Genomic DNA, 17,865 nt, shown 5'->3' with positions numbered 1-17,865 from the left:
TGTTCCACCGCCTTTTTGCTTTGCTTGCAAATACGCTAATAAGGAGAGCGAACTGTTCGCCACTACAGATTTTTAAACAAAGAACGTATTTTATCTTATGGTCTGTATGGTTGTCTTATGAAAATCTTAAGCGTTTCTTAAAGCGGTTGACAGTTGGAACGGGCTATGATAAACTTATATACGCCACTAAAAAATACGTCTGAAAAGATAAAACACAAGGAGGAGAAACTTTGAAACTAAGAAACATAAACAGAGGTCTGGTTCTTGGCGGTGTGCTTGCGCTGGGCGTTGTATGCTACACAGCGTATGATAACAACCAGTTCAAGACTTCCAAGCCTGAGATAGAACAGACCATGAGGGATTATATCGCAGACTTGACAAGTGCAAACGTTGGAAGCAGTGATAAGTTAAAAAGTCAACTTACAGATTTTGTGGATAAGCATTATACTGACTACACCACTTCCGACAATGAGTACGCTTCGTCAAAGTCAGGACTTCTGGACGAAATAAACCAGGCTGAAGTTGCAACGCAGGGGGGAGATATCACCTCGGCTGAGTATGACATAAAAGAGATGTCAATAAACAAGAGTGGAGCCGACGGAGCAAAGGTCACTATGATATACAATGTGTGCTATGACGTATCAAAGGGCGACCCAACTTTTCTAACGACCAACGGCATAAGCACCATGACAAGCGGTAACTACACAAATTCCGACAACTATGAGCCTAGCACATCTTCATACAAGGCGATTTTCAGTTATGAAAATGCTGAATTTTATCTTTTGCGTACCTCTGACGGCTGGAAGATAGCAACGTCCAGCGACTACGGATATGGCGAGGATTACAGCTTTGATGATAACAACAGTGACAGCGTGGCTGATGAAAGCAAGGCTGAGTCTGAGATAGTTCCGGACAGCAGTTTGGCAGAAAGCTCAGACAGTGCAGAAAATACCGACAGCGAGGGGGCAGACAGCGTTGAGTGATACTATTCTAAAGATAAAGGGGCTTAACAAGACCCTTGGCAAAAAGCAGATACTTCACAGCATAGATATGGAGTGTTACAGTGGCGAGGTCTACGGCTTTCTCGGTCCTAACGGCGCAGGAAAGACCACAACTATAAAGATAGCAGTGGGACTTTTACAGCTTGACGAGGGGGAGATATCCATTAACGGAAAGGATATCAAAAAAGACTTTGAGGGCGCAATGGCGAACGTTGGAGGCATTGTTGAAAACCCTGAGATGTATAAATATCTCTCGGGACTTGAAAACCTACGTCAGTATGCAAGAATGAGAGAGGGAGTAACTGAGAAGCGTATCAAAGAGGTGGTGGAGCTTGTAAGGCTTTCAAACCGCATTAATGACAAGGTGTCGAAATACTCTCTGGGTATGCGTCAGCGTCTTGGCGTTGCGCAGGCTATACTCCACAGACCAAAGCTTCTTATCCTTGACGAGCCTACAAACGGTCTTGACCCGCAGGGCATAAAGGAGCTTCGTGACATACTCAAAGAGCTTGCTCACAAGGAAGGTACTTGCGTTGTGGTATCGTCACATCTCATGAGCGAAATGGAAATGATGTGCGACAGAGTTGGCATTATCGCAAACGGAAAAATGATAGGCTCATACACAATGGCGGAGCTTATCTCACAGTCTGACAGCTCAATTGCTGAATATGTACTTGAAGTTGACGACCCGCAAAAGGCTATGGGTCTTATAAAGCTCGCAGACGAGGGCAAGCGTATCGACAAGGAAACAGGTGCAGTTGTCCTTTCTATCCCTGTGGAGATAGAGAAGAAAAAGATAGCGTCGGTAAACAAGACGCTTATCGAGGGCGGAGTTTCACTTTACACTGTTCACCGCAGAGAGAACAAGAAGCTTGAGGACGTATTCATCGAGCTTACAGGTGGAAAGGAAGGGGGCGTACAGATTGGCTAGATTTTTCAGACTTGTGAAAAACGAGTACATAAAGGTTTTCAAAAAGCTATCAACAAAAATAATGATCGTGCTTATAATAATATGTGCGCTTGGACTTTCAGGCATTGCACTTTTTGCAAAGCACAATATGGAGAGCAATAACTATTCAAGCTATGACGCAACTGGTGATTATCAGCAAACCATAGACTGGCTCAAAAACACAAACGGCGACCCTAACGAGATCGCAATGTGGCAGTATCTTATAGACAACGATATCGACAGCGATGATTGGAGATATGATGTACTGTCAGCCGTGTTCGCAAACGGCACTGGTGATATGTCAGGGATAAAGAAGTATCTTGACGACAACGATTGGCGTGGCTTCTGTCAATACAGGCTGGATAATGACATACTCACAGAGGGTGAAAAGTGGGAATATCAATACAGGTTGGACAAGGATATTTCCTTTGACAAGTCAAACGAGAAGAAAAACGATCTTATCATGACAGTTGCAAATGCAAAAAACACCATTGCGACCATGGGCGACGCAAAGTCTGACGGACAGAACAGCAGAGCAAAGCTGGAGGATAATATAAAACTTGCACTCTATCAGCTTGACAATGATAAGCTCGACAACACAGCAAACCAAATGACGCTGTTTGAAACAAACGAGCCTGAGCAGATAACATTCTGGACAGTGTTCCTCACAAGCACTTCCCTTGTAACAGTAGTCGCACTGCTTGCTATCGTTATCGCAGGCGGCATTGTGTCCTCTGAATTTTCACAGGGAACTGTCAAGTTCCTGCTTATAAACCCTGTTAAACGCTGGAAGATACTGATGTCAAAATACTTCACTGTCATCACAGTGGGTTACATAATGCTTTGCATACTTTTTGTGGTAATGATACCTATTACAGGGCTTATGCTCGGCTTTGACGGCTTCTCAACGCCTTATATCTATGTAAGCGGCGGCGAGGTAAAGGAAATGCCTACACTGCTTTATGCGGCAGAGCAATATCTGATGAAAAGCGTTGAAATGGTGGTAATGTCAACACTGGCGTTTGCTATCTCGTCACTCGTAAGAAGCACAGCCCTTGCTATCGGCGTCAGCGTATTCACAATGTGCATAGGCTCAACTGTCACACAGCTTTTGGGTCAGCTTGGACAGGATTGGGCAAGATTCCTTGTGTTCGCAAACACAGACCTTGCTTCTATCTCAAAGGGCTACTCAATATTTGCTCAGCACAGCGTGACCTTTGCCGTAGGCGTTCTTATAGCACACATGGTGGTGTTCCTGCTCACCGCATGGGACGGCTTTACAAAGCGTTCTGTATAAAACAGAATAAAAACATCAAACGGGCGGAGAAATTTCGCTCGTTTTTTGTTGCTGAAAAGGGTAAACAAATGAACAGATTATCATATAAACATAAGATTGACAAGGGTGAATAAATATTGTATAATAGTCGAGTTGATACAGAGATCGTTTTAATGGATATTTTACAGGAGATAGATATATGTTTGAAACTTTAGTTGACGTTTTTCTTGACGCATTAATAGACAGCCTTAAGATCCTGCCTTTTCTGTTCGGTGTTTATCTGCTTATAGAGTATATAGAGCATCGTTCTGCCGACAAGCTTGGAAAGGCTCTTAGAAAAATGGGACCTTTTGGTGCGATAGGAGGAAGCATACTTGGAGCAGTGCCGCAGTGCGGATTTTCCGTTGTGGCTTCCAATCTTTACTCAGGCAGGCTGATCACAATGGGAACTCTCATTTCGGTATACCTTGCCACAAGCGACGAGGCAATACCAATGATGATAGCAAACCCTGCATTTGCCGGCAAGCTTTGGCAGCTTATTCTTATAAAGGTAGCTGTGGCTATAATAGCAGGTGTGCTTGTTGACCTTATCTTAAAGCTTATGGGCAAAAAGCAGGACGAAGAGCCTTTCAAAGAGATATGCGAGGACTGCGACTGCGAACACCACAGTATTTTGCACTCGGCACTTCACCACACTGTAAGCATAATACTTTTTATATTTGCGGTAAACCTTATTCTCGGTGCGGTAATGGAGTTTGCAGGAGAGGACACAGTAAAGACCCTGCTTATGTCTGACAGCATAGTTCAGCCGTTCATTGCAGGCATAATAGGCTTTATCCCGAACTGTGCGGCTTCTGTTGTTCTCACTCAGCTTTATATCGAGGGCGTTGTGAGCTTCGGCTCGCTTATCGCAGGACTTTGCACAGGAGCAGGAGTGGGACTTCTGGTGCTTTTCAAGACCAACAAGCACAACATGAAAGAGAATTTCGCCATAATGGGAATACTTTATGTTTTCGGTGTGGCAGCAGGCTTTGTGGCAAGTCTGTTCTAAAATATGATAGACAGATAAAAGGAGCAATTCGCAATGAACTGCTCCTTTTTGTTTGCAAAAATTCTTCGTATGTATAATGGGCTGTGATAGGCGGGCGACCCAAGGTTGCCCCTACACTACATCATATCCTCAATAAGATAAGGCAGGCTTATGCGGAAGCAAACGCCGCCTTTTTTCATATCGTTTTCTACCTCTATGCTTCCCTCGGAAAGCTCGATTATCCTTTTTACAAGTGCCAGTCCAAGACCGTTGCCCTCTGTTGCACGGGAGCGGTCGCCCTGATAGAACTTATCAAATATCTTCGCCTTTACGTCAGGGGCTATAGACGGACCGTTGTCCCATATCTCCGCCGAAATATTCTTCTCGTTGCGGAAAAGCTTCACGCTTATCTTTCCGCCCTCCGGGGTGAACTTGATAGCGTTGTTGATGATATTCTGCCATATCTGCGCCATAAGCTCCTCACTGCCCACATACATGATATCCTCAAGGTCGATATCAAGGTCGATTTTTTTCTTCGACCACTCAGGTTCAAGCACAAGAAGTATTTTTCTTATCTGCTCGTCAAGAGAAAATCTTGTCTTTTTGCCCACTGTTTTCTGATTTTCAAGCTTTGTGAGCCTCAAAATATTTGACGAAAGCTTTGAAAGCCGTGATGTTTCGTCGATTATTATCTGCGTGTATTCCTCACGCTCCTGCTCGGTTATATCGTCAGATTGCAGAAGCTTTGCAAAGCCCTGTATGGAAGCCAGAGGCGTTTTGAACTCGTGGGAAACGTTTGAGATAAAGTCACCTCTCAGCGTTTCCGTACCTGCAAGCTCCTCAGCCATTTTGTTAAAGTTCTGCGCAAGTATGCTGTATTCAGGATCAGACGGCTCTCTTACTCTTACCTTAAAATTGCCCTTTGCTATCTCAGCCGCCGCCGCACTAAGATCCCGTATAGGCTGTATAATGCTTCGGCTCATGAACGCTGTTATAATAGTACCGATAACGATACAGACCATAAAAGCTATGATGACAACAAGGTTTACTACCCAGTAAACGCTGTCGCTTGAAAAGCTGTCTATGATAACGAACTTATCATAGACCTGGGAGATTATAGTTGCGTTAGGCACAACGCCCTCTGAGGACACATAATATCCCTTATGCACGATATCTGCAAAATGGTCGTGTACTCTTGAATCGTTTTTATCCACCACTGACAGACTATAGGCTGAATTGTTCACAATGGAAACTATCTCGTCCACAGTGAAACCGCCCTTTTCTTCAAGCTGATCCATTGCCATGGAAAGCTCCACCAACTGCTGTTCGGCATTGCTTTTCATTACAGGACTGCACACCATTACAAGCACTGACACCGATATAGAAGCCGACACCAGCATCACAAAGAAAAACATAAGAGTCAGCTTGAACTGCAAACTTGTTTTATTTTTGGCCTTTTTCTTATCCAAACCCCTCACCCCTCAAGCTTATCCCTCACTGCTTTTTCACAGCCTTATAGCCAAGTCCACGAACCGTGACAATATCGAATGACTCACAGCTTCCGTAACGCTCTCTCAGCCTTTTAACGTGAACGTCAACAGTACGCTCGTCAACGTCCTTATCCATTCCCCACAGCTCGTCAAGGAGCTGGCGGCGTGTGAATATCTTGTCAGGGTAGCTGAGCAGTTTAAATAGCAGCTTGAACTCCATTTGCGGTATAGTTTCCGCCGCACCGCCGTCAACCGCCACGCTCATAGCGTCATAATCAAGCACGCAGTTTCCCACAGTAAGAGAATGTTCCGACGCCATTTTTGAACGCCTTAAAAGCGCACCCACACGAAGTATCATCTCATTTATATCAATAGGCTTTACCATATAATCGTCTGTGCCGGCAGAAAAGCCCTCCTGCTTGTCCTCGAAGGTCTCCTTTGCGGTGACCATAAGTATAGGCAAGTTGAAATCAGCCTTTCTGAGCTGTCTTGTAAGCTCATAGCCGTCCATATTCGGCATCATTATATCTGAAATTATAAGGTCTATATTCGTTTTTTCAAGAACGTCCAAAGCCTCCAGACCGTCATTTGCAAGAAAAGTCACATAGCCATGCTGTTTAAGTGCGGCAGACATGAGCTTTCTAAGGCTTGCGTCGTCCTCCACCACAAGTATCTGAAACATAAAATATCCTCCCTCGTAAAAAAATTCCCCAATAATGACATTATAGCTTATAATTGTGAACTGGTGATTAACATTTATTTTTTTCAAAAAACTCTCCGAAATCCCCTGAAAATTCATATTCGGTTCACACAGAACTGGTATTATATAATCACAGCAGAAGATACAAAAAAAGCTTTGGTAATTGGTAAAACTTAAAGTCAGGTTTTTGTCTTCTTTCCCTCTGCGATTCCCCAAGTCGCTGATACATTTCCTAGTCTTTAGGTTTTACCAAATACCAAAGAATCCCTTTCATAATTCTATAAAAAATTAATGCTCATTTCAGCCGATGGAAGTGGGTATTAATTTTTTTATTGCTCTTTTAGATACGACAAAAAAACCGCAGAAGCCATATAAAATGACCTCTGCGGATATTTTTTGCCTTTATTAGCCGTTAGCTGCAAAGCTTTTCACGAAGCTCAGCCGCCTTTCCAAGAAGCGCACAGATGTAGCTGTCCACATCAGGCTTTGCAAATCCACCAAGCGCTGAACCTTTAAGCTTTCGCTGACCTGTTTCTCCGGGGATAACAAAGTTATCACCGTTCTTTTTCTTTTCGATAGCCGACTCCAGCATATAGATCTCGCTGGTTATGGTGTCGATATATTTTAATGTATCAAGCTTATCATAGCCGCCAAAAAAACACGTTTTCAGACTATCCATTATTCTTCCCCCTGCCTTACTGCTGTTTTGTACAGCAATTGTTATCAAAGCCTACAATCTTTATTTGATTTAATTATATCACAAATACTTAGCTTTGTCAATAGGTTTGAAAATGAATGTTCACAGTTAAGTAATTTTATATGAATTTTCGTGGCGTTTTATGTTGAATCATTATAGATATAAAAAAACGCAGCCTTTGCAGACTGCGTTTTTACGTTATATAAGTCTTTTGATTATAGTGATGTTGTTGTATCTTGAAAAATACTCAACATTTGAAATAACGATACCAGTGGCAGTGTTCTGGGCGTGTACCATTTTGCCGTCGCCGATATAGATAGCAACGTGGTAAATGCTCGAGATCGACGCTCCGCCAAAGAAGATAACGTCGCCCTTCTTCATGTTGTTATATGAAACTGTAGTGCCGTATAAAGCCTGCGAAGCCGCATAGTGCGGAAGATTTATTCCCACCTGTGCGAACGAGAGCATCACAAGACCCGAACAATCCGTTGCACCAAACTGTGAACCGCCCCATACATACGCTCCGCCCACCATGCTTTTGGCATATGAAACAACAGTGTCTATTTTAGAACTGCTTGAATAATCAGGCTTAGGTGCAGGCGCTGCTGTTGTTGTGGTAGTGGTCTTTTTGCTTGTTTCAGGCTTTGGCTTAGCTGTTTCCTGCGGAGTTGTGGTAGTCTGAGCCGTAGTTTCGTCAGGCTTTTCCGTCTGAGCCGGCTTCTTCGTGGTAGTGGTCTTTTCACCGCTGTTGCCACTCTTTTTGGTGGTGGTAGTCTTTTTCTTGGTGGTGGTCGTAGTCGTGGTGGTATTCGCCTTTGAGGACACCTCCGCATACTTATTGTCCACCTGCTGTGACTTATTTTCAAGGTCGCTCTTATCGTTCTTTATCTGCTCGATAAGCTTGCCCGACTCCTGCTCCATTTTCAGAAGCTCCGCCTGCTCGCCCGCCAAAGTTTTCTGCTCCTTGGCATATTCCTCAGCCTTTGCTTTGAGCTGTTTTATCTGCTCATCAAGCTCCGCCTTGGTCTTTTCAAGCTTTTTATACTGATCCAAAAGCTCGTTAAGCTCGTCATTATCGTGCTTTGCAACTCTCGTCACAAGCTCTATCCTCATAAGAATGTCATAAAAATCAGATGAATTTATCAGCACGTTCGTGTACGAATCTGCTCCTCCTGCAACATACATTGCACGAATACGCTCCATAAAATCGTCCTTGCCCTCGTTTATTGCAGTTTCCTGCAAGTCAAGGCTGTGCTGAGTGTCAAGCTGTTTGCCGTCAAGCTCTGCCATTTGATCTTCAAGCTCAGAGGAATATTTCTCTGAATTTGCTATCTTTTTCTGTATGGACTTATATTTTTTCTTTATAGCCTCAAGGTTGTCCTGCTCGTCGGCAAGCTTTTTGTCAGCGTCAGCTATCTGCTTATCAAGCTCCTGCTGTTGCTTTTTTAGTTCTTCAAGCTGACTGCTGTATGTATCGTTATCCGCCAAAGCGATATCACTTACGCTTCCGTCAGAAAAACCAAAGGCGGCAAAAGCTATGCACAGAGCCATACAGCCTGCGGCTATTCTTTTCATGGGGTAAATTTTTTTCATAATATCAGTTCTCCAAAATATAAGCGTATTATATATTTCTCACGCTGTAACGTTTATGTAGTCCCTTTTATTATAACGCAAAACCCCGTTCTTGTCAAGAAACCAACCGCTAAAAGCCGTATTTTCGGCATTTTAAGACAATTCGCCACACATATTTTGTGCGTTATTGCACCTATTCTCCTCCGAACATCTTACCCAAGGTCTTTCCTATAAGCTCGCCTGTATACTGTGCCTGAGTGATAGAATTGCCGTGGCTTCCCACCTCTATAAGAAGCGAGCCGGTGGTCAAGTCCTGATTATAGTGGCGATAGTCGAAAAGAACAGGCCGTGTAAGCCCCTGCCAATCGCTCTCCAAAGCCGACTGCAAAGCACAGGCAAAGTGAAAATTCTTCATATAGTCAGGCATACCCATAGTGCCGTCATCACACCCTGATATTATCATAAGCTGAGCCGCTTCTCTGCCATCTATCTCCGCCACAGGTGCGAGCCTTGTGCCGTCCTCACGCTCTATGCCGTCACGGTGAACGTCAAGACATACCTTTATAGAGGGGTACTCCTCCAATATCTGCTTTACCGCCATTCGGCTTGAATCGTAAGAGCCGTCATAGCTGGGATAATCATGCACAAGTGTATCGTGGATATACGCAACGCCTGCTTTGTCAAGCTGTTCGCATATCTTGTCCCCTACCGACAGCATATTCATTTCAGGTTCGGTGGTCTTGCAGGAAAAGGAGCTGTCATAGTGGTCTTTGTCTGTGGGCTCAAAGCTTTCCGTGGCGTGGGTATGATAAATAAGTATCTGCGGTTCAGAGGAATTTCCGTCTATTTGAAAATCATACGGCTTTGAGCTTTCCTCATAAAGCTCATCATTTGAAAGCTCAGTGCAGTTTCTCACCTGACCGCCGCCGTCAAGGTCGAAATACTGCTCGCCGTCATATCTGCCATAGGTGTATTTTTCTATAACACCGTCATTCCCCTCCATGCTTGCAGGATATGGTATCTTGTCCGTCACGTCCTGAGCAGGCAAAGGACTTGGCACTTCTGCGCTTACAGAGGGCGTTTGCTTCTCCTGTGGCGCCATATCCATATCCCATATGCTGTGCTTTGATACCACCGCCGCTTCAAGTTTACTTGGATATGCGGTCTGCACAGTTGCTTTGCTATCATCATCAGCGGAAAAATAAGGTTTGTATTCTCCCATCGCCACCCCTGCCGCCACAGCCGCCACCCTGCCGAACCTGCTTGCAGATCTTGCATAAAGCCATATCCCCGTGGGCATAACGAACGCCACAATTATAACTGCAACACAACGCAGGCAGACTTTCTTTATATCCAATGCTGTCACTCCCATATACATCTTAGTATTATAATGTATATGCAGGACGAGCCGTCATATTACCTGCCCAGCTTCACCTTAACAGGCTTGCCCACTGTCATAGAGTCATGGGTCACGTTGCAGTCATAGCATAGTATCTTCACGCCCTTTCGGGAAGCTTTCTCCAAAGCCTCTCCGAACTCAGGGTGAGTGTCATAATTTGGAGTGAAATATTTCACATCGCTCATCTGAACGAGTATCATTATATAAGACTCATACCCCTCATCAAGGCAGTGAGAAAGCTCCTCTATATGCTTCACCCCACGGAGGGTAGGAGCGTCAGGGAAAAGCACAACGCCGTCTTTCTCTAGCGTACAGCCCTTGACCTCCATGAAGATCTTCCTATCCTGCGACTCTAAGTAAAAATCAAAGCGTGAATTGCCGTATTTCTTTTCGGGATAGACCGAGAAGCCCTCGCCAAAAGGCATTTTTTCTCTCAGCCACTCCCCTATCGCCTTATTCGGGGCTTGGCTGTCCATGTTTATGAGCCTGTCACCTTTTTCCACTGCAACAAGGTCAAAAGCGGTCTTTCTCGATTCGCTGTCTGAATGTTCAAGCCAAACTGTACACCCCTTAATCAAAAGCTCTTTGCATCTGCCCGTATTTTTCACATGGCAGACCTCGGCTTTGCCGTCTATCTCAACGTTGGCGATAAATCTGTTCGGTCTTGATAGAAATTTGCCTTTATGTATATTATCGTATCTCATAATTCGCTCCTTTTATTCTTACTATTCACATTATACCACAAATATGTTTGATTATAAATACCTAAATCATGCTTTCTTAGCTTTGCTGATTTGTAGTTCGATACGAAAAGGGAAAAATATTTCACAAAATCTATTGACGTTATTTGTGAAATATGTTATAGTTTTGAGTATAGGTTATATAACAATAATAATTTATTAAAATTTTAGAAAGAGGTATTTATAATGAAAAAAATAACTGCACTTCTCGTTTCACTTATAATGTCATGCGCAGTAATGGCAGGCTGTTCTGACAGCAGTTCTTCAAGCTCATCAAAAGCAGACCGCACATCAAAGGCAGAAACAAGCGCAGCCGCTGACGAGTCAACTGCTTCAGAAGCAGGCACAGCCAAAAATCTCGAGGATACTCTCACAGCGCAGTATACAAAGAAGATACAGGGCGAGAGCCTTGCTATCGACATGACAGTGGCAAGCGAATATGACAATTCATCAGCTGTTGTTGAGATAGCAGGCGGAAATATGCACATGAAAATGAACTTTATGGGCGTGGATATGGATATCTATAATATCGACGGAGTTATGTACACACTTGACAGCGAGTCAAAAACGTATTACACTGTTGATATGGAAGAATCTATCGACGACTTCAAGAGCGAAATAGGCTACGGCATTAACGACAGCTACAAGTTCATAAGCTCTGAAACAACTGACGACGGTCTTATCTGCGAAACTTTTGAAAGCACAGAAGATCCTGATATCGAGCTTGAATCAGGCGTAACTCTCGACACAAGCGATTCTGACGATTATTCTTTCACAACAACATTCAAGTATTACTTCAATGCTGACACAAAAGATATTGTTAAGATAGAAACTATCTCTGACGGCTCAACGACTACTGTTACAGTAAACTCATTCACAACTGAAAACGTTGAAGTCAAGCTCCCTGACGATTTTGACAGTTGGACAGAGCAGTCTTTCGATATGAGCACTGACGATATCCCTTATGACGCTGAACTCGATGTTGAGTCAGGCGCTGAGTCAGCCGAGTAATCCTTGTCATTTTTCGGAGGCAAAATATTATGAACAAGAAAATGGTAACTATTATTGCAGCTTTGGCAATGTGTACAGCAATGGCAGGCTGCACTGGGAGCTATACTGCAAGCTCTTCAAAGGCTGAAACAACTACTACAACAACGGCTGCCGCAGAATCTACCGCTCCTGCTGAAAGCACAGAAGACGAAAGCACAGCTGACGAAAGCACAGCTGACAGCACTTCCACAAACGCAGGCACGACAGATTATGACGTTGACGGCGATTTCAGAGCTTTCGAGCAGATGAAAGACAAGTATGAGGGCAACTATCTTGCTAACCTTACAGGTCAGATGTCAAACAACGGCACAAAGTATACTATCTGCATAAAGGACGGCAAGGCTTATCAGGCACTCACAGTTCAGGGCATGAAGTCATACACAGTTTGCCCTGGCGACGGAAAGCTTTACAACGTTTCAGAAGGCACGACTACCTACAGCATTGAGGACAACGACGGAAATCAGTGGAAGTCAGCCGACATTCTTTTCGGTGCGACCCTCGATTTCGACCACGCATATATTGACGAAACAACAAACGTCGTTCACGAGTATTATAACCTCGACAGCAGTGTTTCAGGCGGTGAGGGTCAGATAGTTTACGGCTTTGACGGCGCTACATATGACCTTAAGCAGGTAGTTCTGCTCCCAGAGGGTGCTGACGAATCAAGTGCAGTTTATTTCACTGTAGATTCCATGGACGAAGCAGACGACAGCCTGCTTGCTGTTCCTGATCTTTCTGCTTATACAAAAGAATAATTTTATCTGATCTTTTTCCAACATCGGGCGGACAGACCACTGCGGTCTGCCCGCTTTTTTTGCATTTTCAGCAAAGCGTTGTGCAATATGACGGAAAAGAAGTTCAAATATTTTTGAAATTTGTGAGAAAAATAGTCTTAAACCCCTTGACAAAATCGTCAAAAGGGTATAAACTATACTTAGCACTCGAGAAGAAAGAGTGCTAACACTTAAATACAATAAGTGCTAACAAGAAGAACGGGTGGTGAGCAAATGGACGACCGCAAGCTGAAAATACTTTCAGCGGTAGTCAATGAATATATCGTAACAGGCGAGCCTGTAGGCTCAAAGGCGATAATGGCTCACGTCAAAGCGTCCTCAGCGACCATAAGAAATGAAATGGCAGAGCTTGAGAAGCAAGGCTATCTCGAACAGCCACACACCTCCGCAGGCAGAATACCAACATATAAAGGCTACAGGCTTTATGTTGACCAGCTCATGGAGCAAAACCAGCTTACAGCAAATGAAAAGAAGATGCTGGATTCAATGATACCGCAGGAATATGTCACAGAGGAAGACCTTGTGAACAAGGCTTCAATGGCATTGGCGGATCTTACGAAATGTGCGGCAGTGGTCGCAAACGCAACGCCAAAGTTCTCGCTTATCTCAAAGGTAGAGGTAATACCTACAGGAAAGAGAATGTACGTTATTTTGATGATAACGTCCAACGGCTCTATTAAGAATAAGGTTTGCCGATTGGAGTTCGACCTCAGTCAGGATCAGCTTGAGTTTTTTGATAACTTCGTAAAGGAAAATCTCAACGGCGTGCCTATTGACAGTCTTTCGGACGCTTATCTTGAAAAGCTCACAGAAGCAATGGGAACGTACATGATGACCCTTTCACCGCTTGTTTCCGAGATCATGAAGATGACAAAGGAAATGAGCAGCGTGTCTATCAAAGGTCAGAGTAATCTTCTCACCTGCAAGGACTTCAACCAGAATGAGATAATAAGCTTTCTCGATAATCAGAAGGAGCTTAAAGGATTTATTGACGAAACGTTCTCAGGGCTTCACGTTATGTTCTCCCCTGAGCGTGACGGGTTTGTTATCCACAACTCCTCTATTATAACAGCTCCGTTCTCAAAGGACGGCAAAACAGCAGGTGCGCTGGGGCTTATAGGTCCTATGAGGCTCGACTATGCGAAGTTTATCCCATATCTCGAGTATTTCACAGGAAAGATATCGGAAATGATATCCGAAAAGCCACAAGAGCAAAACAAAGAAGATGACGAAAACGAATAAAAAGAAAGGCAGGCGGCGTAAATTGAGTAAGGAAACTGAAAAGGACACTGAGCTTGAAAAAGAGGAAAACACCTCTGCTGAAAGCGAAGAAGTGAAAGAAGCGGCGGATACCGCAGAAAATGCCACTGAGGATACAGAGAAAAAGGCGGAGGAGAGCGAAACAGAAAAGCTGAAAAAAGAGCTTGCCGAAGCAAATGACAAGTATCTCAGACTTATGGCTGAATATGATAACTTTAGAAAAAGAAGCGCAAAGGAAAGACTGGAGCTTACAGACACAGCAAAGGGAAATGTGATAAACGGCTTCCTGCCGGTGTTTGATAACTTTGAAAGAGCGTTAGGCACAGAAACTCAGGACGCAGTTTATAAACAGGGTGTTGAAATGATCTTCAATCAGTTCAGCGACGCTCTGAAAAAACTCAACGTTGAGGTCATGGAGCTTGCGGGCAAGGAATTTGACCCGAACGTTGCAACGGCGGTCAGCACAGTTGACGACCCTGACCTGGGTGAAAATATTGTGGCGCAGGTGCTTCAAAACGGCTACACCATAGGCGGCAAGGTAATAAGACACGCAATGGTAATAGTAGCAAACCCATAAACAAAGACATCGGGACTTAAGGTCTTGATATAAATTAAGTAAATTTTGAAAGGACTTGATCTTATGAGCAAAATCATCGGTATAGATTTAGGTACAACAAACTCTTGTGTAGCAGTTATGGAGGGCGGCGAAGCCGTTGTTATCCCTAACAGCGAGGGTGCAAGAACAACTCCGTCAGTAGTTGGCGTTTCAAAGAACGGCGACAGACTTATCGGTCAGGTAGCAAAAAGACAGGCTGTTACAAACTATGACAACACTGTAATTTCTATCAAGAGACATATGGGCTCTGACTACAAGGCTCACATGGGCGGCAAGGATTACACTCCACAGGAAATTTCAGCTATGATACTTCAGAAGCTGAAGGCTGACGCTGAGGCTTATCTGGGCGAAAAGGTAACAGAGGCTGTTATCACAGTTCCTGCTTACTTCACAGACGCACAAAGACAGGCTACTAAGGACGCAGGTCAGATCGCAGGTCTGACAGTTAAGAGAATCATCAATGAGCCAACAGCCGCTGCACTTTCTTACGGTATTGATAAGGAAGAGGATCAGAAGGTCATGGTTTACGACCTGGGCGGCGGTACATTCGATGTATCTATCATCGAAATGGGCGACGGTGTTACAGAAGTTCTTGCTACAGCAGGTAACAACCACCTGGGCGGCGACGACTTCGACCAGAGAATTATCGACTGGATGATTGCAGAGTTCAAGAAGACTGAGGGCGTTGACCTCTCAGGTGATAAAATGGCAATGCAGAGACTCAAGGAAGCTGCTGAAAAGGCTAAGATAGAGCTTTCTTCTACTGCTTCATCAACTATCTCTCTCCCATTCATCACAGCAGACGCTACAGGTCCAAAGCATCTTGAAATGACACTTACACAGGCTAAGTTCAACGAAATGACAGCAGACCTTGTTGAGTCAACAATGGGACCAGTTCGTCAGGCACTTTCAGACTCAGGTCTGTCAGCTAACGAGCTTCAGAAAGTCCTTATGGTCGGCGGTTCTTCAAGAATACCAGCCGTTCAGGAAGCTGTTAAGAAATTCCTTGGCAAAGAGCCATTTAAGGGCATCAACCCAGATGAGTGCGTAGCACTTGGCGCTGCATATCAGGGCGGCGTTCTCGCAGGCGACGTTAAGGACGGTCTGCTCCTCCTCGATGTAACTCCACTGTCACTTGGTCTTGAAACAATGGGCGGTATCTGCACAAAGATCATCGAGAGAAACACAACTATACCTACAAAGAAGTCACAGATATTCTCAACTGCCGCTGATAATCAGTCAGCCGTTGATATCAACGTACTTCAGGGTGAGCGTGAGTTCGCAAAGGACAACAAACAGCTCGGTATGTTCAGACTTGACGGAATCGCTCCTGCTCCAAGAGGCGTTCCACAGATCGAGGTAACATTCGATATCGACGCTAACGGTATCGTACACGTTTCCGCTAAGGATCTTGGCACAGGCAAGGAGCAGAACATCACGATCACTTCTTCAACAAATATGTCTAAGGACGATATAGATAAGGCTGTCAAGGAAGCTGAGGCATATGCAGCAGAGGACGCTAAGAAGAAAGAGGACGTTGACGCAAGAAACGCTGCTGACCAGCTTTGCTTCCAGGCTGAAAAGTCACTGGGCGAGTTCGGCGACAAGGTAGACGCTGCTGACAAGTCAGCTTGTCAGGCTAAGATAGACGCTCTTAAGGAAGCCCTCAAGGGTACTGATATCGAGGCTATCAAGGCTAAGCACAAGGAGCTTGAGGAAACATTCCAGGGCGTTGCAACTAAGGTATATCAGCAGGCTGCACAGGCACAGCAGGCAGCAGGCGGTGCCGCAGGCTTTGACCCTAACAACATGGGCGGAGCAAATGGCGGCAGCAACGGCGGCGCTTCAAACAACGGTGGCGACGACGTTATAGACGCTGAATTTACTGACGCAGAATAAATCATAACGGCTGCCTCTGCTCCGATTTTCCGAGCAGGGGCTATTGCCGTATTAAAAGGCTGTGTGAAAAGCGTGAAAGGACTATACTTACAAAAAGGAGGCAAGCCCATGCCCCAAGACTTTCACGATCTGCAGCTTACAGAGCATGGGCGTTTATATGGCTGAAAAAAGAGATTACTATGAAGTGCTTGGCGTTTCTAAAACTGCCACAGACGATGAATTAAAAAAGGCATTCCGTAAGCTTGCAAAGCAGTATCACCCTGACCTTCACCCCGGCGACAAAGCGTGCGAGGAAAAGTTCAAGGAAGTAAATGAAGCTTATGAGGTGCTTTCAGATAAAGATAAAAGAGCAAGATATGACCAGTTCGGTCACGCAGGCGTAGACCCGAACTACGGTGCAGGCGGTGGAGCAGGTGCAGGAGGCTTCGGCGGATTTGGCGATATGGGCGATATTTTCGATTCCATTTTCGGTGGATTTGGCGGAGGCTTTGGTGGCGGACGTTCTGCTAACCCTAACGCACCAAGACGTGGCGAGGATATAAGAGCGAACGTTGTTCTTGACTTCATGGAAGCCTGCAAGGGCAAGACTGTGAAACTTCGCATAAACAGAGCCGAAAAATGTCCTGACTGTCACGGCACAGGTGCAGCCGCAGGTTCTTCGCCTAAGACCTGTCCTGACTGCCACGGCACTGGTACATTAAGGATAACACAGAGAACGCCTTTCGGAAACATCGCTCAGACCACGACTTGCAGTCGCTGTGGCGGTAAGGGTCAGATAATCGACAACCCTTGCCATACCTGCAACGGTCAAGGCAGAGTAAAGAAGGTATCTGAAAAGGAGATAAACGTTCCTGCTGGCATCGACGATGGTCAGACACTTAGAGTAGGCGGTGAAGGCAACTGCGGTATAAACGGAGGTCCTAACGGCGACCTGCACATCAACATTACAGTTCGACCTGACCCTATTTTCGAGCGTGACGGCTATGACGTGTGGACAGAGATACCGCTTACTTATGCACAGGCTACTCTCGGTGACGAGATAACAGTTCCTACAGTTGACGGCAAGGTAAAATACACAGTGCCAGAGGGTACACAGACAGGCACAGTGTTCCGCCTGAGAGGCAAGGGCATAAAGAAGGTAAACAGAAACGACCACGGCGACCACTACGTTCGTGTAACAGTTGAAGTTCCACGCAATCTGACCAAAGAGCAGAAAGAAAAGCTCCGTGACTACGAAAAGTCCCTCGGTGAAAAGAACTACGCAAAGCGCAAAACATTCTTTGACAAGCTCAAAGACAAATTCAAATAACAGAAAAAGGAGAACGGCACAAGCTGTTCTCCTTTTTTGTTTGCAATAAAAAATGCCGCAAGAAGACCCACGGCAATTATCAT

General features: G+C 44.8%; 16 protein-coding genes. 10 read left to right on the top strand and 6 right to left on the bottom strand.

The features are described from left to right. Positions 1 to 230 precede the first annotated feature (230 nt). The 4 genes from OCV57_RS09705 to OCV57_RS09690 all read left to right on the top strand — a co-directional run bounded on the left by OCV57_RS09705 (position 231) and on the right by OCV57_RS09690 (position 4,277). Positions 231 to 983, top strand: a complete 753-nt coding sequence (locus OCV57_RS09705; protein ID WP_267301357.1) for a hypothetical protein — start codon at positions 231 to 233, stop codon at positions 981 to 983. After that, positions 976 to 1,932: an ABC transporter ATP-binding protein gene (locus OCV57_RS09700; RefSeq protein WP_267301356.1), complete on the top strand. Its 957-nt coding sequence runs from the start codon at positions 976 to 978 to the stop codon at positions 1,930 to 1,932. The genes OCV57_RS09705 and OCV57_RS09700 overlap by 8 nt, the downstream gene beginning before the upstream one ends. Continuing rightward, the gene (locus OCV57_RS09695) at positions 1,925 to 3,247 is read left to right on the top strand and encodes an ABC transporter permease (protein WP_267301355.1); all 1,323 of its coding nucleotides are present in this window, start codon (positions 1,925 to 1,927) and stop codon (positions 3,245 to 3,247) included. The genes OCV57_RS09700 and OCV57_RS09695 overlap by 8 nt, the downstream gene beginning before the upstream one ends. A 178-nt stretch (positions 3,248 to 3,425) precedes the next feature. Next, positions 3,426 to 4,277: a putative manganese transporter gene (locus tag OCV57_RS09690; protein WP_022287705.1), complete on the top strand. Its 852-nt coding sequence runs from the start codon at positions 3,426 to 3,428 to the stop codon at positions 4,275 to 4,277. A gap of 116 nt (positions 4,278 to 4,393) precedes the next feature. On the opposite strand, the gene OCV57_RS09685 is transcribed toward OCV57_RS09690, so the two are convergent. The 6 genes from OCV57_RS09685 to sfsA all read right to left on the bottom strand — a co-directional run bounded on the left by OCV57_RS09685 (position 4,394) and on the right by sfsA (position 10,818). Further along, positions 4,394 to 5,725, bottom strand: a complete 1,332-nt coding sequence (locus tag OCV57_RS09685) for a sensor histidine kinase (protein WP_242843697.1) — start codon at positions 5,723 to 5,725, stop codon at positions 4,394 to 4,396. A gap of 25 nt (positions 5,726 to 5,750) precedes the next feature. After that, complete coding sequence (locus OCV57_RS09680) at positions 5,751 to 6,428, bottom strand: response regulator transcription factor (RefSeq protein ID WP_022287707.1); 678 nt, start codon at positions 6,426 to 6,428, stop codon at positions 5,751 to 5,753. 430 nt (positions 6,429 to 6,858) lie between these two features. Then, a complete protein-coding gene (locus OCV57_RS09675; protein ID WP_022287708.1) occupies positions 6,859 to 7,125 on the bottom strand; it encodes a hypothetical protein in 267 nt (88 codons plus the stop codon). Between the two features lie 216 nt (positions 7,126 to 7,341). Continuing rightward, positions 7,342 to 8,736, bottom strand: a complete 1,395-nt coding sequence (locus OCV57_RS09670) for a C40 family peptidase (protein WP_267301354.1) — start codon at positions 8,734 to 8,736, stop codon at positions 7,342 to 7,344. 172 nt (positions 8,737 to 8,908) lie between these two features. After that, the gene (gene spoIIP, locus OCV57_RS09665; RefSeq protein WP_256320320.1) at positions 8,909 to 10,072 is read right to left on the bottom strand and encodes a stage II sporulation protein P; all 1,164 of its coding nucleotides are present in this window, start codon (positions 10,070 to 10,072) and stop codon (positions 8,909 to 8,911) included. A 59-nt stretch (positions 10,073 to 10,131) separates the two neighbouring features. Then, complete coding sequence (gene sfsA, locus OCV57_RS09660; RefSeq protein ID WP_256320321.1) at positions 10,132 to 10,818, bottom strand: DNA/RNA nuclease SfsA; 687 nt, start codon at positions 10,816 to 10,818, stop codon at positions 10,132 to 10,134. Between the two features lie 222 nt (positions 10,819 to 11,040). Between sfsA and OCV57_RS09655 the strand changes: the two genes are divergently transcribed. From OCV57_RS09655 to dnaJ, 6 genes are all read left to right on the top strand, one after another. Further along, positions 11,041 to 11,865: a hypothetical protein gene (locus tag OCV57_RS09655; protein WP_267301353.1), complete on the top strand. Its 825-nt coding sequence runs from the start codon at positions 11,041 to 11,043 to the stop codon at positions 11,863 to 11,865. A 29-nt stretch (positions 11,866 to 11,894) separates the two neighbouring features. Next, on the top strand, positions 11,895 to 12,659 hold the full coding sequence (locus tag OCV57_RS09650) for a hypothetical protein (RefSeq protein WP_267301351.1): 765 nt from the start codon (positions 11,895 to 11,897) through the stop codon (positions 12,657 to 12,659). 252 nt (positions 12,660 to 12,911) lie between these two features. Then, positions 12,912 to 13,940, top strand: a complete 1,029-nt coding sequence (hrcA, locus tag OCV57_RS09645) for a heat-inducible transcriptional repressor HrcA (RefSeq protein ID WP_022287714.1) — start codon at positions 12,912 to 12,914, stop codon at positions 13,938 to 13,940. A 22-nt stretch (positions 13,941 to 13,962) separates the two neighbouring features. Beyond that, a complete protein-coding gene (gene grpE, locus OCV57_RS09640; RefSeq protein ID WP_022287715.1) occupies positions 13,963 to 14,535 on the top strand; it encodes a nucleotide exchange factor GrpE in 573 nt (190 codons plus the stop codon). 63 nt (positions 14,536 to 14,598) lie between these two features. Next, positions 14,599 to 16,473, top strand: coding sequence for a molecular chaperone DnaK (dnaK, locus tag OCV57_RS09635; RefSeq protein WP_117956727.1), 1,875 nt, complete (start codon positions 14,599 to 14,601; stop codon positions 16,471 to 16,473). Between the two features lie 157 nt (positions 16,474 to 16,630). Further along, a complete protein-coding gene (gene dnaJ / locus OCV57_RS09630) occupies positions 16,631 to 17,782 on the top strand; it encodes a molecular chaperone DnaJ (RefSeq protein ID WP_267301349.1) in 1,152 nt (383 codons plus the stop codon). The last annotated feature ends 83 nt before the right edge of the window (positions 17,783 to 17,865 follow it).

This window comes from Hominimerdicola aceti (assembly GCF_025567495.1).
Lineage (GTDB): Bacteria > Bacillota > Clostridia > Oscillospirales > Ruminococcaceae > Hominimerdicola > Hominimerdicola aceti.
Note: the sequence above shows the minus strand (reverse complement) of the source record. Positions and strands in the feature narration are given on the sequence as shown.